Source organism: Citrobacter sp. JGM124 (assembly GCF_018257795.1).
In the GTDB taxonomy this organism is placed as follows: domain Bacteria; phylum Pseudomonadota; class Gammaproteobacteria; order Enterobacterales; family Enterobacteriaceae; genus JGM124.
In genome coordinates this window covers 210,641-236,836 of the sequence record NZ_JAERJD010000002.1, presented here as the reverse complement: position 1 = coordinate 236,836, position 26,196 = coordinate 210,641, and the positions used below count along the sequence as shown (strand labels likewise).

Annotated in this window: 21 protein-coding genes; 8 read left to right on the top strand and 13 right to left on the bottom strand. The window is 49.1% G+C overall.

What is annotated here, in order from left to right:
* The first annotated feature begins 380 nt into the window (after positions 1-380).
* On the top strand, positions 381-1,421 hold the full coding sequence (locus JK154_RS03615; RefSeq protein WP_211991140.1) for an oxidoreductase: 1,041 nt from the start codon (positions 381-383) through the stop codon (positions 1,419-1,421).
* 139 nt (positions 1,422-1,560) lie between these two features.
* On the opposite strand, the gene add is transcribed toward JK154_RS03615, so the two are convergent.
* The 3 genes from add to manA form a co-directional block, all read right to left on the bottom strand.
* A complete protein-coding gene (gene add, locus JK154_RS03610; protein WP_211991139.1) occupies positions 1,561-2,562 on the bottom strand; it encodes an adenosine deaminase in 1,002 nt (333 codons plus the stop codon).
* A gap of 217 nt (positions 2,563-2,779) precedes the next feature.
* Complete coding sequence (locus tag JK154_RS03605) at positions 2,780-4,336, bottom strand: YdgA family protein (protein ID WP_211991138.1); 1,557 nt, start codon at positions 4,334-4,336, stop codon at positions 2,780-2,782.
* Positions 4,337-4,570: 234 nt separating this feature from the next.
* Entirely contained in the window at positions 4,571-5,746 is a 1,176-nt protein-coding gene (gene manA / locus JK154_RS03600; protein WP_211991137.1) for a mannose-6-phosphate isomerase, read from the bottom strand.
* A gap of 310 nt (positions 5,747-6,056) precedes the next feature.
* Here manA and fumA point away from each other — a divergent pair, with 310 nt between their 5' ends.
* On the top strand, positions 6,057-7,703 hold the full coding sequence (fumA, locus tag JK154_RS03595; protein WP_211991136.1) for a class I fumarate hydratase FumA: 1,647 nt from the start codon (positions 6,057-6,059) through the stop codon (positions 7,701-7,703).
* Between the two features lie 98 nt (positions 7,704-7,801).
* Here fumA and tus read toward each other — a convergent pair whose 3' ends face one another.
* The 5 genes from tus to ydgH all read right to left on the bottom strand — a co-directional run bounded on the left by tus (position 7,802) and on the right by ydgH (position 12,848).
* Positions 7,802-8,731 carry a DNA replication terminus site-binding protein gene (gene tus, locus JK154_RS03590; RefSeq protein WP_211991135.1) on the bottom strand — a complete coding sequence of 310 codons (930 nt, stop codon included), beginning with the start codon at positions 8,729-8,731 and terminating at the stop codon, positions 7,802-7,804.
* Positions 8,732-8,825: 94 nt separating this feature from the next.
* Positions 8,826-10,121 (bottom strand): two-component system sensor histidine kinase RstB, encoded by a 1,296-nt coding sequence (gene rstB / locus JK154_RS03585; RefSeq protein ID WP_211991134.1) that lies wholly within the window; start codon positions 10,119-10,121, stop codon positions 8,826-8,828.
* Entirely contained in the window at positions 10,121-10,852 is a 732-nt protein-coding gene (gene rstA, locus JK154_RS03580; RefSeq protein WP_211991133.1) for a two-component system response regulator RstA, read from the bottom strand. Before rstA ends, rstB begins: the two co-directional genes overlap by 1 nt.
* 61 nt (positions 10,853-10,913) lie before the next feature.
* Positions 10,914-11,627 (bottom strand): dihydromonapterin reductase, encoded by a 714-nt coding sequence (folM, locus tag JK154_RS03575; protein WP_211991132.1) that lies wholly within the window; start codon positions 11,625-11,627, stop codon positions 10,914-10,916.
* A 276-nt stretch (positions 11,628-11,903) separates the two neighbouring features.
* Complete coding sequence (ydgH, locus tag JK154_RS03570; RefSeq protein WP_211991131.1) at positions 11,904-12,848, bottom strand: DUF1471 family protein YdgH; 945 nt, start codon at positions 12,846-12,848, stop codon at positions 11,904-11,906.
* 547 nt (positions 12,849-13,395) lie between these two features.
* Between ydgH and pntA the strand changes: the two genes are divergently transcribed.
* Positions 13,396-14,925 carry a Re/Si-specific NAD(P)(+) transhydrogenase subunit alpha gene (pntA, locus tag JK154_RS03565; protein ID WP_211991130.1) on the top strand — a complete coding sequence of 510 codons (1,530 nt, stop codon included), beginning with the start codon at positions 13,396-13,398 and terminating at the stop codon, positions 14,923-14,925.
* A 10-nt stretch (positions 14,926-14,935) separates the two neighbouring features.
* A complete protein-coding gene (pntB, locus tag JK154_RS03560) occupies positions 14,936-16,333 on the top strand; it encodes a Re/Si-specific NAD(P)(+) transhydrogenase subunit beta (RefSeq protein WP_211991129.1) in 1,398 nt (465 codons plus the stop codon).
* Positions 16,334-16,429: 96 nt separating this feature from the next.
* On the opposite strand, the gene uspE is transcribed toward pntB, so the two are convergent.
* The 3 genes from uspE to ogt all read right to left on the bottom strand — a co-directional run bounded on the left by uspE (position 16,430) and on the right by ogt (position 18,979).
* A complete protein-coding gene (gene uspE, locus JK154_RS03555; protein ID WP_211991128.1) occupies positions 16,430-17,392 on the bottom strand; it encodes a universal stress protein UspE in 963 nt (320 codons plus the stop codon).
* Between the two features lie 129 nt (positions 17,393-17,521).
* On the bottom strand, positions 17,522-18,280 hold the full coding sequence (locus JK154_RS03550) for an FNR family transcription factor (RefSeq protein ID WP_211991127.1): 759 nt from the start codon (positions 18,278-18,280) through the stop codon (positions 17,522-17,524).
* Between the two features lie 180 nt (positions 18,281-18,460).
* On the bottom strand, positions 18,461-18,979 hold the full coding sequence (ogt, locus tag JK154_RS03545; RefSeq protein ID WP_211991126.1) for a methylated-DNA--[protein]-cysteine S-methyltransferase: 519 nt from the start codon (positions 18,977-18,979) through the stop codon (positions 18,461-18,463).
* A gap of 206 nt (positions 18,980-19,185) precedes the next feature.
* Between ogt and smrA the strand changes: the two genes are divergently transcribed.
* Positions 19,186-19,749 (top strand): DNA endonuclease SmrA, encoded by a 564-nt coding sequence (gene smrA / locus JK154_RS03540; protein ID WP_211991125.1) that lies wholly within the window; start codon positions 19,186-19,188, stop codon positions 19,747-19,749.
* Between the two features lie 5 nt (positions 19,750-19,754).
* Here the strand turns inward: smrA and JK154_RS03535 are convergent, their stop codons facing one another.
* Entirely contained in the window at positions 19,755-20,681 is a 927-nt protein-coding gene (locus tag JK154_RS03535; RefSeq protein ID WP_211991124.1) for a LysR substrate-binding domain-containing protein, read from the bottom strand.
* 292 nt (positions 20,682-20,973) lie between these two features.
* Between JK154_RS03535 and JK154_RS03530 the strand changes: the two genes are divergently transcribed.
* From JK154_RS03530 to tehB, 3 genes are all read left to right on the top strand, one after another.
* Positions 20,974-22,347 carry a VOC family protein gene (locus tag JK154_RS03530; RefSeq protein ID WP_211991123.1) on the top strand — a complete coding sequence of 458 codons (1,374 nt, stop codon included), beginning with the start codon at positions 20,974-20,976 and terminating at the stop codon, positions 22,345-22,347.
* A 199-nt stretch (positions 22,348-22,546) separates the two neighbouring features.
* Positions 22,547-24,202, top strand: coding sequence for a glucan biosynthesis protein (locus JK154_RS03525; protein WP_211991122.1), 1,656 nt, complete (start codon positions 22,547-22,549; stop codon positions 24,200-24,202).
* Between the two features lie 136 nt (positions 24,203-24,338).
* The gene (gene tehB / locus JK154_RS03520; protein WP_211991354.1) at positions 24,339-24,935 is read left to right on the top strand and encodes a tellurite resistance methyltransferase TehB; all 597 of its coding nucleotides are present in this window, start codon (positions 24,339-24,341) and stop codon (positions 24,933-24,935) included.
* A gap of 65 nt (positions 24,936-25,000) precedes the next feature.
* Here the strand turns inward: tehB and JK154_RS03515 are convergent, their stop codons facing one another.
* A complete protein-coding gene (locus tag JK154_RS03515; RefSeq protein ID WP_211991121.1) occupies positions 25,001-26,173 on the bottom strand; it encodes a benzoate/H(+) symporter BenE family transporter in 1,173 nt (390 codons plus the stop codon).
* Positions 26,174-26,196: the final 23 nt, after the last annotated feature.

Genomic DNA, 26,196 nt, shown 5'->3' with positions numbered 1-26,196 from the left:
CCGAAGATAAATAAAGTCCGTGATTATAAGTGTTTTTATCATGAATGCTACCGCTACGCTTGTTTGGGGTAATTATGGTCTGGCTGTGTTATCCTGGTCATACACGTTATAGTTCAAGCCGCAGGTGCGTTGGCTGTCCTCGCTCACCCCGGTCACTGACTGATGTCAGCTCCCGGGGATTCGCTGCGTTGCCGCCTGCCTGCGACTCGAACTATTTAGTGTATGAATGTGATAGTTCAAGCCGCAGGGGCGTTGGCCGTCCTCGCTCACCCCGGTCACTGACTGATGTCGGCTCCCGGGGATTCGCTGCGTTGCCGCCTGCCTGAGACTCGAACAATACCATCGTCCAACTGGGCCACACCCATAAATGAGGAATGCCAATGAGTGAAGTTATTCGTGTCGGGCTTGTCGGTTATGGTTATGCCAGTAAGACATTTCATGCCCCGTTGATTGCGGGAACCCCGGGAATGGTGCTTGCTGCCATCTCAAGCAGTGATGCAAAAAAAGTGCATGCAGACTGGGCACAAACCCCAGTCGTTTCGAGTCCACAGCAGCTTTTTGATGACCCGAATATCGACTTGATTGTTATCCCAACTCCTAACGATACGCACTTCCCGCTGGCGAAGTCTGCGCTGTTAGCGGGCAAAAATGTGGTCGTCGATAAGCCCTTTACTCTGACCCTTGAGCAAGCGTATGAGCTGGATGATCTTGCCCGGCAGCAAGGTTTATTGTTATCTGTATTTCATAATCGTCGCTGGGACAGTGACTTCCTGACTCTCAGGCAACTACTTGCCGGGGGAAGCCTGGGAGATGTTGTCTATTTTGAGTCTCACATTGACCGCTATCGCCCTGTTGTGCGCGATCGCTGGCGTGAGCAGGCCACTGCCGGGAGTGGTATTTGGTACGACCTGGGGCCACACCTCATCGACCAGGCGCTCACCTTGTTTGGTCAGCCGACCAGCATTACTGTTGATTTAGCACAGTTACGTAACGGGGCAAAAGCAACAGACTATTTTCATGCACTGCTGACATATCCCGGGCATCGGGTTGTCCTGCACAGTACCGTTCTGGCTGCTGCAGAAACGGCACGTTATATCGTCCATGGTACTCAGGGCAGCTATGTTAAGTTCGGTTCAGACCCTCAGGAAGATCAACTCAGAGCCGGGGCCCGATTGCCTCAGGATAACTGGGGTCTGGATACGCGTGATGGCGTGTTGACCCTGGCGAAGGAAGATAAACTTGAGTCACACCCTCTGCCAACCGAGCCGGGTGATTATCCCGCTTACTATGCGGGTATTCGGGATGCCTTGAACGGCATTGCTGAGAATCCGGTGACAGCGAAGGATGCGATTGCCGTGATGGAGCTGATTGAGGCGGGTATTGCCTCTGCCCGGCAAAATAGGACAATTGACGTTATTTAGCCTGTTATCGCTACCGGCAGGGTTTGGCAGTATTGGAACCGTGTTGCCGTGATGCGAAGAACCGCTGGCACGTCGTGAAGGGCGGCAGAGCATAGCATATTCGCCACGGTGTGGTGGGCACGCACACCGTGGCGTTCGATTAACAGGCGCTAACTTTTTGTATCAGTGCCTGTTTTTCCGCAGCGGTTAAAAATGCAATTTCCAGCCCGTTTTTCTGGGCAGTACGGATATGCTCCGGGCTTAATCCTGCCAGAGGGGCAGCAACCTGATATTCATGAATGATATCAATCCCCTGAACGGCAGGGTCATCAGTGTTAATGGTTGCCAGGATGCCATGATCCAGGAATCTCACTAACGGATGTTTATCCAGGGTGGCTATTGTGCTGGTCTGAATATTGGATGTCAGGCAGGACTCAATGCCTATTCTCTGTTCGGCGAGAAAATCCATCAACGCAGGATCTTCGACAGCTTTCACGCCATGTCCAATACGTTCAGCCCCCAGTTCACGAATGGCCTGCCAGATACTTTCCGGGCCGGCGGCTTCGCCTGCATGTACGGTAATATGCCAGCCAGCATCACGAGCCCGCTTAAAATGCTCGAGAAATAAACCGCCAGGAAATCCCAGTTCATCCCCTGCCAAGTCCAGGGCCGTAATCTGATCCCGGTGAGCCAGTAAGGCATTCAGTTCCGCTTCACAGGCCGCTTCACCAAAGGTACGGCTCATTATGCCAATAAGGCGAGCCTCAACGCCAAAATGGCGGCATCCCTGAGTGACACCCTCTATCACGGCTTCGACAACACCCGCCACTGGCAGGTTATGCCTCATCGCCATATAACCTGGAGAAAAACGCAGCTCAACGTAGTGCAGACCATTACGGGCGGCATCTTCAATATTTTCCCAGGCGACACGGCGACATGCCTCCAGCGAGCCCAGTACGTTGACTCCCCAGTCCAGTTTTTGCAAAAAACTCACCAAATCAGGGGCGGTTTCTACCACTTGCACGTGTGGGCGTAAGGTTTCCAGCGTCTCTGCTGGTAGGCTGATGTTGAACTCACGACCAAGCTCAAGAATGGTTTGCGCGCGAATGTTACCATCAAGATGGCGATGCAGATCGGTTAACGGCAGGCGGGTATCAAGCATAGGGCACTCATTATTACAAAGAAGAAGTGCGTCATATTATAAGAATATTTGCCAATAAAATGCTACGAAACTCATTCTGTTGCGCAACAATAAATTGCCGAATGGCGGTTTGACAGCCTGGTTTGGGGAGGCGAGTGGGACGACGGTCGTCGTCAGAGAGGGGATGTAGGTCGCGAAAAACCGGAAGCACGGGGTGCTTCCGGTTTGCTGGTAAGCCTTATGGCTGTGGTGCTTCTTCTGGTGCGACTGAACCCGGAGCAGCTTGAGGTTCTGACACGGCCGGGGCTTCTCCCTGACCTTCATCGCTTTCCAGGCTAAATGGTAAGCTACCAAACAGATCACGTAATGGAATCGCTTCACCATTGAGCGTGGCTTTGTCATTAGCAAAGGTCAGACTGGCAGTAATGCTGTTGTTCTCAACTTTAGTGATATGGAACATTTGTCCCATTGCGGCCAGGCCTTTCACTTGTTGATTTGCCAGTTTTTCAGCTTCTGCAGGGGAGGCACCTTCCAGTTGCGCAACCTGGCTCATCAGCTGGATAGCCATATCAAAAGGGATCACCAGACGGGTATCGAGGTTAGTGATATATTGCCCCAATGCACCTTCTACAGAGTCGGCAGGCGCACTGGCAGATTGGGGATCCTTCAGCGCCAGTGCCAGATTAAAGGTTGCTTCACCTTTACTGTTTTTCCAGCTTAATGGTGAAACACTGATGTTTGGATTACCTTTTAACAGCTGTGGGAAGCTGGCTACTAAGGCTTCAACCATCTCTTTACGATACAATTCAGGATCCTGCATGATGTCAGGATCTTGCAACAACCTTTGTGATTCCTGGGCATAAGCCTGGCTCACGGCACTTAAGGCTTCTGCATCCAGGTTGTCCAGCTTAATAGCCAGTTTGCCGCTACCGAAATCGTGCCCCTGCGCCTTCAGTGCATCCAGACTGTAGTCAGTTTGAATGGCAATATTCTTTTTATCTGCCTGTAGTTCAGTATTCGCGGACAGCACCAAACCATTTAATGCAGCCAGCTCTTTATCCGCCACATTGAGTGACAGGCTTTTTAAACTTGCTTTCTGAGTGCCTACACGTAAATCAGCAACACTGTTTTGTGAGTCAGAGGTGATGTTAATGCCATTGAAACTGATTTCAGTTGGCTGTCCGGCTTCATTTTTGGTTTTAATACTGCCACTGTTAGCATCAAGGCCAAAGGTCATTTTGTCCCCTTCGGCGTCAACATCCGCGTTCATTGTGCTACCACTGAAAACAAAATGTGTGTCGTCTTTAGTATAATCAACAGGGATTATAGAGATAACAGATGACGTGGCACCGTCAAATGCGACACGAGTCACCCCATTAATCAGTGATTTGTCTTGTGTCATGTCAAACAATGGTTGAGTGGTTTCGTTTTTCGCCAGTTCGGAATGAACAGAAGCCATCCCGGGGATGAAATTGAAATGTGTTAAACCCGGGAGGGGGCCGTGGGAGATGGTTTCATTGAAGATAATATTCTCACCAACAGGCAACAGAGGGCTTTTGGCGTCGGCGGTAGTCTTAATGACTAACTGCATTTTGCTATCCAGCAGCCCGCGTTGATAATTTTCATAGCTCACGACGAGCCCTGAATCAGGTAATGCCTTGGTGAGTTCTTCATTGGCTTTTTGAACCATATCCGCCATACGAACTTCGACTTCTTTACCAACATACCAGGATGATCCCGTCCATACCACACCCAAAGCGATAATAACACCAACCGCAACCAGAGATTTTTTCATTGTATTAAGTTCCATATTAAGTACCGGTAGTCGCCCCTACCGGGTGGATGAAAACGCCTGTAAACAGGCGCTGAAACGGCTAACCAGACGGAAAAAAGCGGCTTTCCTTGCTGTCTGGTAATTGTTTAATACCATAACTCAATATCGTCAGTACCCGACGCTAAACGTTTCTGTACTGTGGTTTGAGCGACCAACTGACAATAAGCGTAGCAAATTATAGCAAAAAAGAGTTTGTTAAACTTTGTTGTAAACACGAGCCAGCCGCCCATGGCCACTGATACTGACGGAAGGTTCATTAGCGGCAATGAACGCTGACTCACCAGCGTTAAGCACTAACTGCTGCTGCGCGCGGGACAGTACAGCTTCTCCTTCAATACAAAAAACGATGGCGGCACTTCGTTGCACAAGCGGCACTGCCTCGGTACGCAATGTATGGATAGAGAAAGCAAAATCATCAACAGGGATCGGGAAGTCCAGACTGTCACCGTGCTGTTCAGGTTGCATCAGCAACTGATTCGCCGGTTTGGCTATAAACTTAACATTAGCGATAAGTTCAGGAATATCAATGTATTTTGGTGTTAGCCCTGCACGTAACACATTATCTGAATTCGCCATGACTTCAAGAGCGACACCATCAAGATAAGCGTGCGGCGTCTCTGCAAACAGGAACATTGCCTCACCAGGTGCCAGTTTTACCACGTTCAATAATAATGGTGAGAAGAGGCCCGTGTCATTAGGATAAAACTTACTGATACTGCGAATGGTATCCCAGGGCTCACCTTGCTGACGGGAAAGGGCTGATTTTAAGACCGCAAGGGCCTGGTTTTTTGGTTCGCCCTCCAGGGCCAGTAAACCTGCAAAAAGCTGTGATAGTTGTTTTTCATCTGGCTGTTCAAGGAAATGACTAATCAAATCATGTGCTTCAGAAACTGGCTGCAGTAGTGTCATTATCTCTGAAAACTCACGAAAACCGTTCATTGCTAAGAAGGGGGTCAGGGCATAAACCAGCTCAGGTTTGTGATTTGGATCTTTATAATTTCGCTGGGGGGAGTCCAGCGGAATACCGCGTGCATTTTCTTTGGCAAAACCATCCACGGCGGCTTGCTTACTTGGGTGAACTTGTATTGACAAGGGTTGTGCGGCACACAGTACTTTGAACAGGAAAGGGAGCTCACCAAAACGTTCTGCTACCGTTTCCCCCAGCAAAGCCGACTTCGCCCCGTCAATCACATCTCGTAAGACGCGTTCATCACCGTCTTTATCGACTAAATATGAACTGCTCTTTGGGTGAGCGCCCATCCACAATTCGGCCATAGGCTGATTGTCAGGATTCGGGTAACCATAAAGCGCTGTTAAGGCGTTATGGCTTCCCCAGGCATAATATTGGATAGAATTGCGCAGCTTTTGCATGGTAGCTCCCTGGATAATATGTTGTGATACCCCTCATACTTCAAGTCCGCCAGGTACAGGACGATAACGAGCATCGATTGCAGCCCATTGATGCAGCTTCGACCGTACAGGGAAACGGCTTGAACTATTTAGGTTATATGTCCTTATTAAAGCAATAAATCGCCAGGAAGTAACCTTGGCAATAAAAAGTCGTATCAGTCGCAGTTTTTGTTAAAAAATTGTGTAGCATATTATGACTTGTTTTTAACGCGGCGCAGGCGTTTGCGCCGAACAATAATATTAACGTTGCTGTTGTCGCAAGTGAGATAAAATGTCGAATAAAGCGTTTCATTATCAAGAACCTTTCCCGCTAAAGAAAGATAAAACGTCGTACTACTTACTGACCAGTGATTATGTCTCGGTTGCCCATTTTGACGGCAACGAAATAGTAAAAATTGACCCTCAGGCTCTGACCTTGCTGGCCCAGCATGCTTTCCATGATGCATCATTTATGTTGCGTCCGGCCCACCAGCAGCAGGTGGCAGACATTCTGAGTGATCCTGAGGCCAGTGAGAACGACAAGTATGTGGCTCTGCAGTTTCTGCGCAACTCAGAAATCGCTGCTAAAGGCATATTACCAACCTGCCAGGATACTGGCACTGCGATTATCATGGGTAAAAAAGGCCAGCAGGTATGGACCGGTGGCGGTGATGAAGAGGCCTTATCTCTCGGGGTCTATCGCACGTTCACTGAAGATAATCTGCGTTATTCCCAAAATGCGGCCCTGGATATGTATCAAGAGGTTAACACGGGCACTAACTTACCCGCGCAGATAGACCTCTACAGTGTTGATGGTGATGAATACAAGTTTCTCTGTATTGCCAAAGGGGGAGGTTCTGCCAATAAAACCTACCTTTACCAGGAAACCAAAGCGTTACTCTCACCCGGCAAACTTAAACATTATTTGGTCGAAAAAATGCGTAGTATCGGTACTGCGGCTTGTCCTCCGTACCATGTTGCCTTTGTGATTGGTGGCACATCAGCAGAAGCCACCCTGAAAACGGTTAAGCTGGCTTCCACCAAGTATTATGATGAATTGCCCACCGTCGGGAATGAATACGGTCAGGCATTCCGTGATCTTGAGCTGGAAAAAGAGTTGCTCCATGAGGCGCAACGTCTTGGTTTAGGCGCGCAGTTTGGCGGGAAGTATTTTGCCCATGACATTCGCGTTATCCGCCTGCCACGCCACGGCGCATCTTGCCCTGTCGGTATGGGGGTTTCTTGCTCGGCAGATCGTAACATTAAAGCCAAAATTAATAAGCAGGGTATCTGGATAGAAAAGCTGGAAAATAACCCCGGGAAGTATATTCCAGAGTCATTGCGCCAGACCGGTGAAGGTGAGTCCGTCAAAGTTGATCTGAACCGCCCCATGTCTGAGATCCTGGCACAACTCTCCGCCTATCCTGTGTCCACCCGACTCTCGTTGAGTGGCACCATTATAGTGGCCCGTGATATTGCCCATGCGAAGTTAAAAGAGCGTATCGATAACGGTGAAGGTTTGCCGCAATATGTGAAAGATCACCCCATTTATTATGCAGGGCCGGCTAAAACCCCGGAGGGTTATGCCTCAGGCTCGTTAGGCCCGACCACCGCGGGGCGTATGGACTCTTATGTTGATATTTTACAGGCCAACGGAGGGAGTAAAATCATGCTGGCGAAAGGTAACCGTAGTCAGCAGGTTACTGATGCCTGTCATAAACATGGTGGGTTCTACTTGGGTAGCATTGGTGGGCCGGCTGCCGTACTGGCTCAAAACAGTATCAAAAGTCTCGAATGTATTGAGTACCCAGAATTAGGAATGGAAGCTATCTGGAAGATTGAAGTGGAAGATTTTCCGGCATTTATTCTTGTTGATGATAAAGGGAATGACTTCTTTCAGCAAATTCTGTCCTCCCAGTGTTCAGCATGCCTTAAATAACCGGGGAGCCGTCCGGTAGTGTTACCGGGCGGTTTTTTTACGTATTAACATGCCATGGCAGGGCGAGTACCGTTGCATACAACCAGACACCAGGCCACTTAATGCTGACAGTAAAGGTGCAGTCTGGGGATAATCATTTCCAGTGGCTGGGCATCAGGTTTATGGCGGTGGTGAATATTGTCCGCGTCATAGTCCAGGAGCTCACCTATCTGAGGAATCGCCTCCCCCTGTTTCCGCTGACAGAGGATCAGTAGTGGGGAAGGGCAAGCATACTGTACTTGCTTCTGAATTTGCTGATACCACACCCTGGCAACGGGTTGTACTTTTACTGGTCGTTTGATTTTCAGTCTGCTTTCTTCGGGTAATCGTGCAATGTCGTTGATCTCTTGCGTCAGACGGCTGGCCCACTGTTCTTTAGTCCAGGGGGGAACAGCGCGGCAAGCTTTCAGACTTTTATTCAGCCCCTCCAGCACCTGCTCGCGGGTGAGATTTTTAATAACGTGCTTATTGGCCCAGCCAAACCGGACCGTGTCCGGTGCCTCCAGTAGCGTAATCGTCCGGTAAGCATTCAGAGTAATAAGACCGGGTATATAACGATGAACCCATTCAAATCTTTGCGCAGAAGCCAGCCCGGCATCAACCGTGATGATTTGTTCCAGCGCCTGTTTCAGCGTGTTGATTAATGATATTTGTTGGGTTAACTGCTGGTGCTGCTTTTGAGTTACGTTGTAACAAATTGCGCCGGGTAATCGCACAGCAGCCTTGCTGCTGATATTTTCAGACTGCTGCTGAATAAACAGGTGTGTTAAATGCGTCAGGCTTGCCTGATGCGCCGCCTGTCCGACACTCTGACTCACCGCAATACGGGAAACGGGATCATGCTCTTTAGCTTTCGGGATCTGCGGTAGTACAAAAACGCGCCCGGCAAGCAGCTCAGACTGCTCCAGCCCTTCACGAAGTTGCAGCAAAGCCTGTTCAAGAGTACGGAAAGTTGACGTCATGCGTTCAACTACGTCATAAGTCGCCATAAGCATCTCAAAATAGTTACAACATACTTTTATTTTTAGCACAAGTGCCAGGCATCAGCAATGGGAACCGGCTCGCCTGGCAGGAAGAAGGGGATTAGCTTGTTACATGGGGGGCCACCGGCCAGGTAAAGCAAATGCTGGCACCGCCCAGTGGACTGCTTGATATGCTCACACTCCCACGCATCGCGACGGCGATAGAGTGTACAATCGCGAGCCCGAGTCCACAGCCCCCGGTTGCCCGATCACGGCTAGGGTCAAGGCGAACAAAGGGTTCCAGCACCCGGATGCGATCGCTTTCCGGGATACCCGGGCCATCGTCCTCAACTTGCAGGTAGGCTACCTCTCTGTCGCGCCATAGACTGACCCGCAGTCGTTGCTTGCCATAACGCAGGGCATTGTTAATCAGGTTATCTGTGACACGTTCCATCAGGCGTAAATCCAGCGCACCATAGTCTACGGGAACCAGGGTTTCTGTTTCGAGATCGATCGTTTGTTGGGGATTCATCAGTCTGACATCTTCCACATGACTTACCAGCCACTGGCTAAAATCAGAGGAAGTGAGATGCAATTCGGTTTGTGGCCGGTCGAGACGTGCATAGGTCAGGAGTTCATCAATAAGGGACTCCAGCTGGCCAATGTCACGGTTCAGCATCAAAGATTCTTCTTCACTGAGATTATCGCTGATTGCCAGACGATAGCGCAGTCGTACCAAAGGGGTACGCAGCTCATGAGCAATGCCATCGATTAACCGCTTTTTACTGCTAATCAGCGTATTAATATTATCCGCCATTGTGTTGAAAGTGACTCCCAGACGCGTAAAGCCTGAGGTATTGTCAAAATGGACACGCTCTTCAAGATGCCCTTCACCTAGCCGTTGGGCGGCATGTTCAAGTTTGAGCATGTCTTGCCAGTGTGGACGTATCCAGATAAACACAGGTAAGGCGAGAGAAAAAGCAATAAAGGCAATAAAGGCGATATCCATCAACCGCATTTGATGCAGAAAAAACAGATAAGGTACCGGGCCAACGACCAGCACATAGTGACTACGAGGAATACGCTGGATAAAGGTGTACTCCTCGTCGAGGGCGACTATCTCACCATTACGCAGATGCTTCATACTGACTTCATCAAGGTCAAATTTATTCAGAGGATGGATATTCAGTTTAAACGAAAGGTTCAGATCCAGTTGGTGAATCGTTTTGTTCCAGTCGCGTGGTGGAGTCTCACGTAGCTCACTGCGCATGAGATATAAGGAACTTTTCATTAAATCATCAAGGGTTTGCCTGCCTGCGCGTTCCGCCGTAAATTTATAAACTAATCCGACCAGCATTGTCATTACCAGGAAGCAGACAAAAAGCAGCAGATAGAACTGAATAAATAATTTCTTCATCAGACATCACTTTCCCAGGCATGGGGTGCAAATAAGTAGCCTTTGTTACGAACTGTTTTGATGCGAAACGGCTCAGTTGCACTGTCGTACAGTTTTTTACGCAAGCGTGATATCGCCACATCAACACTGCGATCCATGCCGTCATAGCTCACACCACGCAGGTTTCTCAGCAAGGCATCACGGTCCATAATTTGGCCCGCATGGGTTGCCAGTTCCCATAGAAGGTCAAAATCGGCAGTGGATAAGATAATATTTTCATTAGCCAGGGTAACCTGTCGGTTGACTGGATCGATTGACAGTGTGCCAAAATGGATGGCTTTATGTGGAATTAATGCCTGATTACGATCATCACTGACCGCTGGCCTGGCGGGAAGATTCTGACGCAGATGTAAGCGTAACCGTGCGAGGAGCACTGCTGGCGGCGTCGTTTTTAACAGATAATCATTGGCACCCATTTCAAGGGACAGAATATGATTCATATCGCTGTCCAGGGCGGTTAAAAGAACTATTGGCCCATCCCAGTGGGGGCGTAGGTCCCGACACAGGGTCATACCATCTTTACCGGGTAGCATAATATCCAGTAATACTAAATCAGGCTGCTCGCGAAAAATGACGGCTTCAGCCTGGTCTCCCCGGCCTTCTACTATTACGTCAATATCATGTTTTGCCAAATAGGCTGCAATTAAACGTCCTACTTCGGGATCGTCTTCGACAAATACGACTTTATTCATTATTGATAACACCGGGTCAAAAGATTGGATCCTGATTGGGTCACTATACCATGGCACTAAATTAACGCAGAGGGCGTCCGCCATCGACACCATGTGTACGGCCAGTGACATAGCGACTATTCAGGAGGTACTCAACCAGACTGATTATCTCCCCTGGGCCGGGTTCAATTTTCATCAGGGATTTATCCAGCGCCTGATGCCGGTAAACGGCGTCATCGTGCTCGTTAAACATGATCATTGCTGGGGCAATGGCATTGACTTTCACTGCCGGCGCCAGCTTGCGGGCGAAAGAACGTGTCATATTATCGAGAGCAGCTTTGCTGGCTGCATAAGCAATATGCTTATCGCTCCCTCGTTCCGCAACATAATCCGTCAGATGAATAATATCGCCACCAGCCAGGCCCGACTGACTTAATAGCGGGGCAAGTTGATGATTTAACAGATAAGGGACTTTAACATGAATCTGCATCATTTTATCCAGGGTACTGCCGAGTGTCTGAGCCGAGCCTTCTGCCTGCCAGTCACTGGCATTATGGATAACAGCACGTAATACAGGAGTGATTGCCATAACCGCGGTAGCAAAATCCACAATTCCCTGGTCAGTTGAAAAGTCTGCGTAGAGGCAGGTGACCCCGGCCTGCTCTAACTGTGCTATCGCCGGGTAGTAGCTACGGTAGCTAATAATAAGCGGTTGCTGTTGGTCAATAAAGTGTTGTGCCAGGGCCAGGCCAATGCGTTTCCCGCCGCCGGTCAGAACAATGGGGCTTTGTGTCATAAAATTTTTCCAACCTCAGGTCTTGAAAATAAAAAGAGAGTCAGCAGGCAAGAAAGTGGCACCTCACCATTGGTCAGATATTCACATCAGAGTCTCACACAGATGATAACGCGCTCTGGCTACACAGGTAGTCTATTATCTGTAAGAGACCATTAAAAAAAACAGACTGGGATAAAAAAGCGTCAACGTGAGGCGAAAAATGGCGATATATGCATCTGTTTTTTCAGCTGGCGAAAAAAAAGACAGCCCAGGCTGTCTTTTTTATCAGCACGGTGGTTATTTATACAGGTCAGCACTTACTGTAAGGTTACCGCCATTTTCCTGCCACTCACGCGTGATGTGATAGTACTTCGCGCCTTTCTTGGCTGCACGTTTAGCCACCTGGTAAGATACTTCCGTGGTGTTACCGTAGTTACCCGTGAATTTGACACTGTCAAAGGGCACCATTTGCGCTGCGGTGACTTTGTTAACTTCTTCAATTTTTGTGCCGTCAGGCAAGGTAACGCTATAGCGTCCGCCTCGGGATGTTTGTGTTTCAAAGAAACGTCCCACATCACTGCTTGGCATTTCAGAAGAAGCAACTCCCGGGATTTCAACGCGTTTAGCGGCCTCACCACCTTGCGCCAGCGCCACTTTTGCGGCTTCTGAATCAGCAGGGATCACATCCGGGCTCTGGACTACGCGCTCTTTAGCATCGGCTTTATAAATATAAGCCGTAATACGCTGGTTACCACCCTGGTTGGCATCAATTTGGCGAACGATAAAGAACGCGGCGGCTCCTTTTGCTTTTGCTGCTTTCGCAATGGCTTCGTTAACATCAGGCTGGTTACGATAGAATCCCTGAATTGTTACTGTGTCGAATGGCTCTAATTTATAAGCACGATCTTTAGGTAATTCAGTGACCCCTGCGATGACACGATCTTTGGGGGCAGCTGCAGCAGGCGCATCCGATTTATAAACTGCAGCCACTACACGCCAGTTACCGCTATTCCCTGTATCACTGGTGTCCTGGACATAAAATGAGGCAGCGCCGATGTGGTCTGCGCGACGAGAAACAGCGGATACAGCATCACCAATGGAGTTAAAATGCCCGGTCACCACAACCGTATCATAAGGTTGCAGAGCGGCAGCTTGTTCTGGTGTCAACTCTGTTGCCGCCTGGACGGACAGCGAGGTAACTGAAAAAATAGCTGACGCCAGAATAGTATTCTTGAGCTTCATAAAAATGATCCTTCGCCTTGCGCAAAATGAGTACGGGTGCTGATTTCTAAGGCCAGCACCTGTTAGGCCTCGATTATGGCATTGAAACAACACAGTTGTCTGCGCCATTTTTGCTCCAGATATTATCTAAGTGATAACCGGCGGCAGTCTGAAGTGATAATTTCAGAAAATAGACACGTTAATCGGCAGAATAGATAAAAGTAATCACTATTTTAGTTAATGCATTGTTAAAAAACATTATGTTGTGGTTCAGAATCATGTTTTTATTGCACCGATAAGTGAATTATCGGGTCTTAATTGTTGATTTAAAATCAAAATGACTGGTTTAACACCGTAAGTGGAAAGTTTTACCGCTATCCAGAGTAAATAGTTATAGCCATATCTGGATCACAAGCGTTATTTTCAGTAGGTTATAAAAGATTACCAGAGAAATATTTTTGTAACGGGTGATGAAGTCGTGGTCTGCATGCCACAGTAAAAACAACTCGCTTATGCTGCTGTGGCAAAGTCTGACAAACCACAATAAAAACAGATGGAAGGGAATAGTATGCGTATTGGTATACCCAAAGAGAGGTTGGCCAATGAATCCCGCGTCGCTGCGACACCGAAAACGGTAGAGCAGTTACTTAAACTGGGATTCACCGTCGCCATTGAAAGTGGTGCCGGCAAAGAGGCAAGTTTTGATGACGAGGCGTATGAGCGTGTTGGCGCCAGCGTGACAGAGACAGCTGATGTCTGGCAGTCAGATGTCATTTTAAAAGTGAACGCGCCACTGGACAGTGAGATACCGCTGACACGTGAAGGATCGACGCTGGTCAGTTTTATCTGGCCCGCACAGAACCCAGAGTTACTTGAAAAATTAGCTGCACGTAATATCACCGTCATGGCGATGGACTCGGTGCCACGTATTTCACGTGCCCAGTCTCTTGATGCGTTGAGTTCGATGGCTAACATTGCCGGATATCGTGCGATTGTTGAAGCTGCACATGAGTTTGGTCGCTTTTTCACCGGGCAAATTACTGCCGCGGGTAAAGTTCCACCTGCAAAAGTGATGGTCATTGGTGCAGGTGTTGCTGGCCTTGCCGCTATTGGTACCGCTAATAGCCTTGGGGCGATTGTTCGTGCCTTTGATACCCGCCCTGAAGTGAAAGAACAGGTCCAGAGCATGGGCGCTGAGTTTCTTGAACTGGACTTTAAAGAAGAGGCTGGCAGTGGTGACGGTTATGCAAAAGTGATGTCTGATGCCTTTATTAAGGCTGAAATGGCTCTTTTTGCTGCCCAGGCGAAAGAGGTGGACATTATTGTTACCACCGCACTGATCCCTGGTAAACCTGCACCGAAGCTTATCACCCGTGAAATGGTTGACTCCATGCAGCCGGGGAGTGTCATTGTTGACCTCGCCGCACAGAATGGGGGGAACTGTGAGTATACCGTAGCGGATCAAGTCACCATTACGCCTAACGGTGTAAAAGTGATTGGTTACACGGATTTGCCCGGGCGTTTACCTACACAGTCATCTCAACTGTATGGCACAAACCTGGTAAACCTTCTGAAATTGCTGTGTAAAGAGAAGGACGGCAATGTTGTCGTTGACTTCGACGATGTGGTTATTCGGGGTGTGACGGTGATCCGCGACGGTGAAGTGACTTGGCCTGCGCCACCTATCCAAGTATCAGCCCAGCCTAAGCCAGCAGCGGCGAAAGTGACAGCACCTGTTGAAGAGAAAAAACCTGCGTCACCATGGCGTAAGTATGCCCTGATTGCGCTGGCTATTATCCTGTTCGGCTGGCTGGCGAATGTTGCACCGAAAGAGTTTCTTGGACACTTTACCGTCTTTGCACTGTCCTGCGTGGTGGGGTATTACGTGGTGTGGAACGTATCACATGCACTGCACACCCCATTAATGTCGGTCACTAATGCCATTTCAGGTATCATTGTGGTTGGGGCATTACTGCAAATTGGCAGTGGGGGCTGGGTCAGCTTCTTGAGTTTTATTGCAGTATTCATTGCCAGCATCAATATTTTCGGTGGCTTCACCGTGACTCAGCGCATGCTGAAAATGTTCCGGAAGAATTAAGGGGTAATATATGTCAGGAGGATTAGTTACAGCTGCATATATTGTTGCCGCTATCCTATTTATTTTCAGTCTTGCGGGGCTGTCTCGCCATGAAAGTTCAAAACAGGGTAACCTGTTTGGCGTCATCGGGATGGCTATTGCCCTAATCGCCACAATCTTTGGGCCTGAGTCAGGGAATGTGGGTTGGGTTATTGTCGCCATGGTATTGGGCGGGGCAATTGGTATTTATCTGGCGAAAAAAGTCGAAATGACGGAAATGCCAGAGCTGGTTGCGGTACTGCACAGTTTTGTTGGGCTGGCGGCAGTTCTGGTTGGTTTTAACAGCTATCTGGAACATCAGCCTGGCCTTGATTCGGTGATGGAAAATATCCATTTAACTGAAGTTTTCCTGGGGATCTTTATCGGTGCGGTGACGTTTACCGGGTCCATCGTGGCCTATGGTAAATTGCGTGGCAAGCTCTCTTCCCGCCCGTTGATGTTGCCCCATCGCCATAAACTGAATCTGGCAGCACTGGTGGTTTCATTGCTGCTGCTTATCATCTTTGTGCGTACGGAAAGCACCGGTGTTCAAGTACTGGCTCTGTTGGCAATGACCATCATTGCGCTGGCTTTTGGCTGGCATTTGGTCGCCTCTATCGGTGGTGCTGATATGCCAGTTGTTGTCTCCATGCTGAACTCTTACTCAGGTTGGGCGGCGGCGGCGGCGGGTTTTATGCTGAGCAACGATTTACTTATCGTCACTGGCGCGCTGGTGGGGTCCTCGGGGGCTATTCTGTCTTACATTATGTGTAAGGCGATGAATCGTTCCTTTTTCAGTGTGATTGCAGGGGGCTTTGGTACGGATGGTTCTTCTTCCGGCGAAACAGAAGAAGAGGGTGAACATCGGGAAATCACTGCGGAAGAGACTGCTGAGATGTTGAAAAATTCGACCTCAGTGATTATCACCCCAGGCTACGGTATGGCCGTTGCCCAGGCGCAGTATCCGGTCGCTGAAATTACAGAGAAACTTCGTGCCCGTGGTATTAAAGTCCGTTTTGGTATTCATCCGGTTGCCGGGCGTTTGCCTGGACACATGAACGTGTTACTGGCTGAAGCACGCGTACCCTATGATATTGTGCTGGAAATGGATGAAATCAACGATGATTTCACTGATACCGATACGGTGCTGGTCATTGGCGCCAATGATACCGTCAACCCGGCTGCACAGGATGATCCTAAAAGCCCGATTGCGGGAATGCCGGTACTGGAAGTCTGGAAGGCACAGAATGTCATCGTGTTTAAACGTTCAATGAACACTGGCTACGCGGGAGTGCAAAACCCGCTGTTCTTTAAAGAGAATACCCAGATGCTGTTTGGGGATGCGAAAGCCAGCGTTGAAGCGATTCTGGGAGCATTGTCAGACAAGTAACGAGGTGTTCTGACCCCATGTTTTCAACATGACAGATCAAAGAGGGAGCAAGTCTGCTCCCTCTTTTTTTACAGCCGTCCTTTGAATCAATGACGATCACTCATCCTCATCTTCTTCGTCATCATCGTCCAGTTCAACAGAGCTTTTGAAGTCGTCAGGTTTGATAACCAGTAAGTCACAACGCAGACTGCCAATGACTTGTTCAGCTGTATTGCCGAGGAAAGCTGCCGACAGACCCGTCCGGCCGACAGTACCCAGCACGACAATGCCGACATCAAGTTGGTCTGCCAAGTCAGGGATAACCTCTTCCGCCTGTCCCTTAACAACATGAACCACATCTTCATTGATCGAAAATTTTTGCCGCAGTGCCTTCATGGCAATGAGATGCTGGGCACGGATTGCATTGTTATAAGTGCTGGAGTCGAAGTCAGGTAATTCAATGGCAATACTGATGGGCGTGATGGGGTAAGCGCCAACCAAATGAACTTCAGTTTTGTTAATTTTATCTGCCAGTAGTAGCGTTTCCCGTACTAACTTTTCGTTTAGCGGGTCATGGTGGGACTCTTCGCTGGTTAAATTAACAGCAACCAAGGCCTTGCCACCCTCAGGCCAGGGTTGATCATTGACTATCCAGACCGGGCACGGGCATTTACGCAGCAGGTGCCAGTCAGTTGGTGTGAACAGTATGGCACTTAAACGATCATACTGGTGTGCCATTTTCAGCACCAAATCGTGTTGTTCTGCGATGACTTCCTGAATAATGGCTTCAAAAGGGCGATTATGCCAGACGACCTTTATCTCAATAGGAACCCCTGCATCGAGATAGGCCCGGGCCTGTTCTTTAAGCCATGCGGTTCGTTGACTGATAACCCCTTTACGCATCGCTGTGCGCTCATCAGGTGATAGCAGGGTCGTCATTTCATAAGAAAACTCATAAATTGGCAGAAAGGCTTTAATTTTGCAGCCGATACGATGATGCAAGTAAACTGCCCGGCGCAGGGCAGGTTGGTCGTCCTGGCTTGCATCAATGGCTACCAGTACATTTTGATAGTTTCCCATACCGTTCTCCTTACAAAGCGAACCAACGCTGGTGTAATTAGAGTACATTAAAGCGTCGAAGGAAACAGCAGAGTGATGATTGCCGGCTGAAATAAATGCACACTCACCGGCAATGGGCAGGAGGGTTAACTAGCGAACGGCTGCGATTTGTGGCTGCCCTGCGAGTTCCGCGAGCATTTCACTGTTTTCAATAGTGATGTATTTGCCTTTAACGGCTAACATTCCACTTTTCTGGAAGCGGCCCAATAAGCGACTGATGGTCTCAACGGTCAAACCGAGGTAGTTGCCAATATCACCGCGAGTCATGGTAAGTCGGAACTCCCGTGGTGAAAATCCGCGTTGAGCAAAGCGCCGGGAGAGGTTGTAAATAAAGGCAGCGAGACGTTCCTCAGCATTCTTTTTCGACAACAGCAGAATCATCTCCTGATCGTTTTTAATCTCACCACTCATTAAACGCATCATTTGCTGGCGCAGGCTCGGCACTTTGCCCGATAAATCGTCAAGCGTCTCGAAGGGAATTTCACAGACCATTGAGGTTTCCAGCGCCTGAGCAAAGCTCGGATGGCTGCCTGCACCTATAGCATCAAACCCGACTAAATCCCCCGCTAAGTGGAAGCCAGTAATCTGCTCATCACCCTGTTCGGTAATGGTATAGCTCTTAATGGTACCGGAACGAATGGCATACAATGACTTAAGATCATCGCCAGCTTTAAAAATAGTCTGCCCCTTCTGAATGGGCTTTTTGCGCTCAATAATATTATCGAGTTGATCTAATTCATGCTCGTTCAAAGTAAATGGAATGCATAACTGACTGATGCTGCAGTCCTGGCAATGAATTGCACAGCCACCAGACTGAATACGTCGAATAATGCGCTTTTCTGGAATCATAAATAAGCTCTCGGCGTAATTGATATTGATCAATTTTAACATCTTTTCGGAGTGCAGGTAAGCATAACGAAGAGCTGTTAAAATAATATAAGATCAATACTTCCAGTAACCTTTACTATCATTATGAATTATAACGAGTTGATGATTTCATTTGCGCATTTTTTGATAAATATTTTTTTGCTATTCTTCGTTTAAAAAACCTTCATGCCGTAATAACCAGGCTTTCCTTGCCACCCCACCGGCATAGCCCGTCATGGAACCGTCACGGCCAATTACACGATGGCAGGGCACAACAATACTCAGGGGGTTCGCACCATTCGCTGCGCCAACGGCCCGTGCTGCGGTCGGACGCCCTATTTGTTGAGCCAGCTGTCCATAGTGGAGTACCTGCCCGCAGGGAATGGTGCGCAAAGCTTGCCAGACATCGCGCTGGAACGGTGTTCCCATCGTTGCGGTAGGCAGATGAGTGACCGCATCCAAATCACCCGCGAAATAAGCATGAAAAGCATCACTTAACCCGCCAGGATTGTGACTGAAACCACGTGTGATGCCCATTTTCCCATAGTGGATATCGAGCAGTTTCTCCAGACGCCAGCGGTGTTCTTCCCACTCGACAGCCCGAAGAGTGAACTGGGTATCACATAAAATACACAGCTCCCCAAGGGGAGTATTAATCTTGTCTTCTAAAAAAGTTAGCATTGTCGCCCCATTGAATGATTTCATGCCGTTATTTATACACCACGCAGGCTGATTAAAGCGGGTGAATACTATAAATAAATCGTATCAAAAATAGAGTGCTTTATGGCAACGGGGCATGCGATCAAGGGGTAGTATCACCCTTCATGGCGTTGAGCCTGGAGGGGGGCAGCGTTATAGTATTCGGGTTAATTATGGGGGAGGCTATCATGGATTTTGCGGACAAGTCATTGTTTTTGGAAGCAATGGGTGATGTGACCCCGTTGAAGAATGGTGAAAATCAACAATGGCTAAAATCACAGAAGACACCGGTGAGACAACCGCCAGACCTTACGCAGATCGATAACTTCCTGACAACGGATTTTTTAGAAATAGTGCCGCTCAATACTCCGCTTGAGTTTAAACGGGAAGGGGTGCAGCAAGGCGTTCTGAATAAACTGCGATTAGGGAAGTACCCCCAGCAAGCGAGCCTGAATCTCTTGCGGCAGCCGGTTGAGCAGTGCAGGCAGATGCTCTTTAACTATATTATTACCGCCCGACAAGAGGGATTCCGCAATATTCTTATTATTCATGGTAAAGGTCGTGAGGATAAGTCACACCCCAATATTGTGCGTAGTTTTCTTGCCCGCTGGCTGGTTGAGTTTGAGGACATTCAGGCTTTTTGTTGCGCGCTACCACACCATGGTGGCAGCGGTGCCTGTTATGTGGCGTTGAAAAAATCCCCGGAGGCCAAGCAAGAGACTTGGGAGCAGCATGCCAAACGCAGTCGCTAAATGGATTAGCTGCCCTGTACAGACTTGCGAATCAAAGAGATAAGTATCTGTACCCCAGTCGAAGGTGCGGTATCGACGCGGGTTAAAATACCGATAGGTTCAGCATCACATGGTGTAATGACGGGCAAGGCAGTCAATACCCCTTGTTGTAAATCGTCTTTTACTGCCCCTGAAGGTACAAACCAGACATAGTTATAATTCAGGGTTAACTGGCGCGAGAGTGAGGCTGAGAGTGTTTCAACACAAGCCGCCGGTAGCTGACAACCCTGGGCGGCAAGTAGTGCTTCGGCATTTTGCCGTGGTGCTGTGCCCCGGGGCGAAACCACAACCGGCCAGTTCATCACCTGGCTCATGGTGATATTTTCATACAATAATGGGTGATTAGGGCGTACAACCAATTTTAAAGACTCAAGGAATAGTAGTTCATAGTTGAGTCCGACCATCAGTTCCGGGTCGGATATCCGCCCAACGCCTAAATCCAGTTCACCTGACTTGAGCCCGGAGAGGATCATGGTGTTATTCATGGTTGCCACTTGTAATGTCACATGGCGTTGTTGTTTGTGAAATGGGCCAAGAACCGTGGGTAATATTCCCAGGGCTGCGGTTGGCAGTGCTCCGATACGTACCCACTCTGGTGGTGTTTCTGTTTTGTGGTTAAAAGACTGCCCGGCCTGATTAAGGGCATCAAGGATTTTCATTGCATGCCCAAGAAACTGTTCACCGGTTAATGTGAGCTGCGCGCCCAGACGGCCGCGTTCAAATAAGCGTGTCCCAGTGAGCTGTTCCAGCTCAGTTAATGTTTTAGAAAGGGCTGGCTGGCTCAGATTAAGTGTTTCTGCCGCCCGCCCCAGTGTGCCTTGCTGCGCAACCGCCAGGAAAGTATGCAGATGGCGCAAGCGAATGCGCTGAATGAAGAGACCATTTTTTTCCATACGGAATGTTAAAAAATAGCCCTCTACTGGACAAGGGCTATTGTTTGAATTTGATAACCTGATTGCAAAATTAAATTAACATTTACCGACAGATCACAACATCAGCCGCGCGGAACAGGCAAAATTCCGTGAGCGGAGAGGAATGGACTAACGATGTCCGGCATTCATCTCCACTGGGATGTCAACATGCCAGAATTTTGTGTTCACGTGGGATCACAAAACGAACATTCTTCTCACATTAATCCAGGCCAGGCACTAGGCTTTCAGCAGAACGCATTAGAGAGTGACGATTATGCCGAATATTATCTCAGCCGATGACATCAGAGAAAGATTTTCACAGGCCATGTCGAGCCTGTATCAGACTGAAGTTCCACAGTATGGTGAACTGCTGGACTTGGTCGCTGATGTGAATCTTGCTGTACTGGAGTGTCATCATGATCTTTACCAGAACCTTGAGAATAACGATCAATTATCCAGACTCAATGTTGAACGCCACGGAGCCATTCGGGTGGGTAAAGGAGAAGAGTTGGCCACCTTAAGGCGTATTTTCCAAATAATGGGAATGTATCCGGTGGGGTACTATGACTTATCTCAAGCAGGCATACCTGTACACTCGACGGCATTTCGCCCCATAGAGGAAAGTGCCTTAGGGCGAAATCCATTCCGTATCTTTACCTCGTTATTGCGACTGGAGTTGATCGGGAATGAAACATTGCGTAACAAAGCGGCTGACATTCTCAACACGCGGGATATCTTCACTCCTCGCTGTCGGGCATTGCTGGATCTCTATGATCAGCAAGGCGGTTTTACCCTTTCTTTGGTCAACCAGTTTATCCCTGAGGTTCTGGAGACGTTCCGCTGGCACCAACAGGCCATAGTGGACAAATCAACCTATCTGGCCCTGCATAATGAACACCGGCTAATTGCGGATGTGGTCTGTTTCCCGGGCTGCCATATTAATCATCTTACGCCACGAACTCTGGATATCGACAGAGCACAATCCTTAATGCTGGAGTATGGAATGCATCCCAAAGCCATTATTGAAGGTCCTCCTCGTCGTGAGGTGCCGGTTTTATTACGCCAGACGAGTTTCAAGGCACTTATGGAACCGGTGTTCTTCACCGATCAGCAACAAGGTACCCACACGGCCCGTTTTGGTGAAATTGAACAGCGTGGTATTGCTTTGACCCCCAAGGGCCGGGCGCTTTATGACGAACTACTGTGTGAAGCCGGGCTGGGAGCCGATAATTTCCAGCATCAGCAGCAGTTATGTCAGGCATTCAGCCGCTTTCCGGACAGCGAAACTGTATTGCGGCGTCAGGGGCTGGCCTATTTTCACTATCGTCTTACCCTGGCGGGGGAACGCCATCGTCAGGAGATAACCCCGGCAGATGATCCTGAAATATTGATCGAACGGGGCTGGTTACAGACGCAGCCCATTATTTATGAAGACTTCCTGCCTGTGAGTGCTGCGGGTATTTTTCAGTCCAACCTCGGCGGGGAAAATATCACGCATCAACAGGGGGCAGGGAACCAGGCTGCCTTTGAACAGGCCCTTGGTGCTGTACCGGCCAATCCGTTTATGCTCTATCAGCAAATGGAAGCACGTAGCAAGTCCCGGTGTGGTTTGTTGTCGTCATGTACTTATCCAGTGACGATGAGTTAACGGGCCGTCAGAGTGTTAATGGGAAGATTAACGGGAAGCTTTTTCTGTGAATGTCTTGTGAGCGGAAAGCCGGCCCCTTTTTATGGGAAAAGTCTGGTCATTTTTCTCTAGAGTGTTCCATTGAAACAGGGCAGAATCTGGGTATTGCGCTGCGCTATCCCGGCAGTATATTCCCAGAAATGAGGACAAGTTTCCAGGCATGAATCGTAGACGTTTTCTTAAAGCCTCCATGGCGCTTGCAGCCGCTTGCGGCACCCCGGCACTGGCCACTTTGTTTTCCCGGGCAGCTTTTGCCAGTGGGGTTGATATTGCCGACGGTCAGTCGACCAAATTTGACTTCACTGTGTTACAAAGTATGGCCCATGATTTGTCAACTCAGCCCTGGCGTGGCGCACCAGGACCACTCCCTGACACTCTGGCGAATTTGACACCTCAGGCCTATAACAGCATTCAGTATGATGCTGGCCACTCCCTGTGGAATAACCAGAACGATCGTCAGCTGGATGTTCAATTCTTCCATGTGGGTATGGGGTTTCGCCGCCGTGTTCGTATGTATTCGGTTGACCCCGCGACCCATCTGGCGAGGGAAATTCACTTCCGCCCGGAGCTGTTTAACTACCATGATGCTGGTGTTGATACTCAGCAGCTACAGGGCAAGTCTGATCTTGGTTTTGCTGGGTTCAAGGCATTTAAAGCCCCGGAAATTGCACGCCGTGACGTGGTCTCATTCCTGGGAGCCAGTTACTTCCGCGCCGTTGATGATACTTATCAATATGGCCTGTCTGCACGGGGACTGGCGGTTGATACTTATGCCGGTAAACCGGAAGAGTTCCCTGACTTTACTGCCTTCTGGTTTGAAACCACGAAACCCACAGACACCACATTTGTGGTCTATGCTTTGCTCGACAGCCCAAGTGTCACAGGGGCTTATAAGTTCGTGATTCATTGCGAAGAAAAACAGGTCGTGATGGAGGTGGACAGTCACTTGTATATGCGAAAAGCGGTTAAACAACTGGGTATCTCGCCAATCACCAGCATGTTTGCTTGCGGCACAAATGAGCGTCGTGTCTGCGATACGATTCATCCGCAAATTCATGATTCTGATCGGCTGGCTATGTGGCGGGGTAACGGTGAATGGGTGACCAGACCCTTAAATAATCCGCAAAAGCTACAGTTTAATACCTTTATGGATGATAACCCGAAAGGCTTCGGTTTATTACAGCTTGATCGTGATTTTAACAGTTATCAGGACGTTATTGGTTGGTATAACAAACGTCCAAGCCTGTGGGTTGAACCGCGCAACAAATGGGGTAAAGGTAGTATCGGATTGATGGAAATCCCCACCACAGGTGAAACGCTGGACAATATTGTCTGCTTCTGGCAACCAGAAAAACCCGCTAAAGCAGGGGACGAGTTTGATTTTAAATACCGGCTCTACTGGAGCGCATTCCCACCAGTAGAAAGCGCGCTGGCTCGCGTTTATGCAACCCGAACCGGGATGGGTGGCTTCCCGGAAGGATGGGCACCGGGTGAACATTACCCGGATAAATGGGCCCGTCGTATTGCTGTTGACTTTGTGGGTGGGAATTTAAAAGAGGCCGCCCCGAAAGGGATAGAGCCTGTCATTACGTTATCCAATGGTGAGGCAAAACAGGTAGAAATACTCTATGTTGAACCATTTGATGGCTATCGTATCTTGTTCGACTGGTACCCTACCAATGACTCTACTGACCCTGTAGATATGCGGATGTTCTTGCGTACTCACGATGAGACATTGAGTGAAACTTGGCTGTATCAGTACTTTCCACCGCCAGCAGAACAACGTCAACATCATGATGATCGCATAATGTATTAACAGCAACCCACTCCCAGGTGAGCATGGGTGCTGACAGTCCAGGGATTTTTCCTGTGGTCATCCACGGAGTGTCGTGAGGTTTCTTCAACGACTGAATCCCTTCTTTTATGATGGATAACACGACAGAAAACTAATGATGACAACCCATTCTGTGACAGATTACAGCGCAAAATATGGCCTGACCGCCACGCACTCCGAAGTCATTGCGGCGCTGGGGACCGTTCTCCCCGGTAATGCGCTTGATTTAGGCTGTGGGAACGGACGAAATAGCCTCTATTTGCAACAGCAAGGCTTTAACGTGGTGGCCTGGGATAAAAACCCGATGAGTATCGCCAATCTGAATAGCATTATTGCCAGTGAAGGACTGAGCGGGATCACCACGGATGTTGTCAATCTTAATGGACTTACCTTCGATGGTGAATATGACTTTATTCTCTCCACCGTTGTGATGATGTTTCTTGAACCAGCGACCATTCCAGGGCTTATAGCCAATATGCAGCGTTGTACGAAACCTGGGGGCTACAATCTGATTGTGGCCGCCATGGATACCCCGGACTATCCCTGCACGACAGGATTCCCGTTTACCTTTAAGACCGCAGAATTGGCCCGTTATTATTCCGGCTGGACATTGTGTAAATACAATGAGGATGTCGGCCAGTTACATAAGGTTGACAGTGAGGGCAACCGTATTTCCTTGCGATTTGCGACGTTATTAGCCCGTAAAGCGGTTTAATAACAGAAGGTAACTGAGGCTGACAGGAGAGTCTGTGGCCTCGTTGTACTCTGTAAGATCCAGATTCAGGATGACATTCCCCGACGCAGTGACAGCAGTGTATAACTGGCTCCACCCGCGACCAGCCCCCAAAAAGCAGCCCCTACCCCTGCCAGAGTGATACCTGAAGCAGTAACCAGGAACGTAATAATTGCGGCATCACGCTCTTCCACATGGCTTAATGCCTGGTACAGGCTGCCGGCAATGGTGCCAAGTAGTGCCAAACCAGCAAGGGTTTGAATAAAAGCCAATGGCAGGGCCGTCAACAGGCTGGAAATGGAACCGCCGAACAGCCCCGCTAACAGATAAAAGCCCCCAGCGGCGGCGGCAGCTATCCAGCGTTTACTTCTTTCACTATGGGCATCCGGGCTTTGACAAATCGCGGCAGTGATTGCAGCGATACAAACAGAGAACACCCCGAAGGGGGCAAGGAGCAGGGCAATCAACGCTGTGACGACAATCAGCGGCGATACAGGAACGTTATAGCCAGAGGCATTGAGCGTGGCAATGCCAGGGGCATTCTGAGATGCCATGGTAACCAGAAAGAAAGGGATACCGATGCCGAGTAAATCAGCCCAATGAAACTCCGGCGCAGTCAATTCGGGCATGACTATATTGATGGGGTCGGCAGCAGGGGAAAACTCGCCGTTAAGCATACAGACCGCCAGCCCGACCACCAGGGCTGCAACCACGGCATAGCGAGGTGCCAGTAATTTCAGTAATAGCCAGCTTATCAGCATACTGAATGATAAAAAAAAGTGACCCTGTAACGAAACGAATGCATCCAGTCCAAATCGTAGCAAAATGCCGGCTAGCATCGCTGCGGCCAAAGAGTGTGGGATAATCCGCATCAGACGTGCAAACAAGCCACTGACACCACAGATAAGGATCAGGAATGATGAAAAAATAAAGATGCCCACCGCCTGGTGCACATTGCTTCCTGCTAAACTGGTTGCCAGTAGCGCCGCTCCCGGAGTTGACCAGGCCGTGAGGATTGGGGCCCGATACCAGAGCGTTAATGCCAGGGTACTTATTCCCATGGCGATCCCTAGCATGGTGAGCCAGCCCGCTATTTGTTGTGGTGTGGCTCCGGCAGCCGCGGCAGCCTGCCAGATAATAGCGGCGCTGCTGGCGTAACCGACCAGAACGGCAATAAATCCGGCGAGGATGGCGGGGAATGGAAGGGTAGACAGACGCATTCAAACAGTCTCTGTGCGTTATA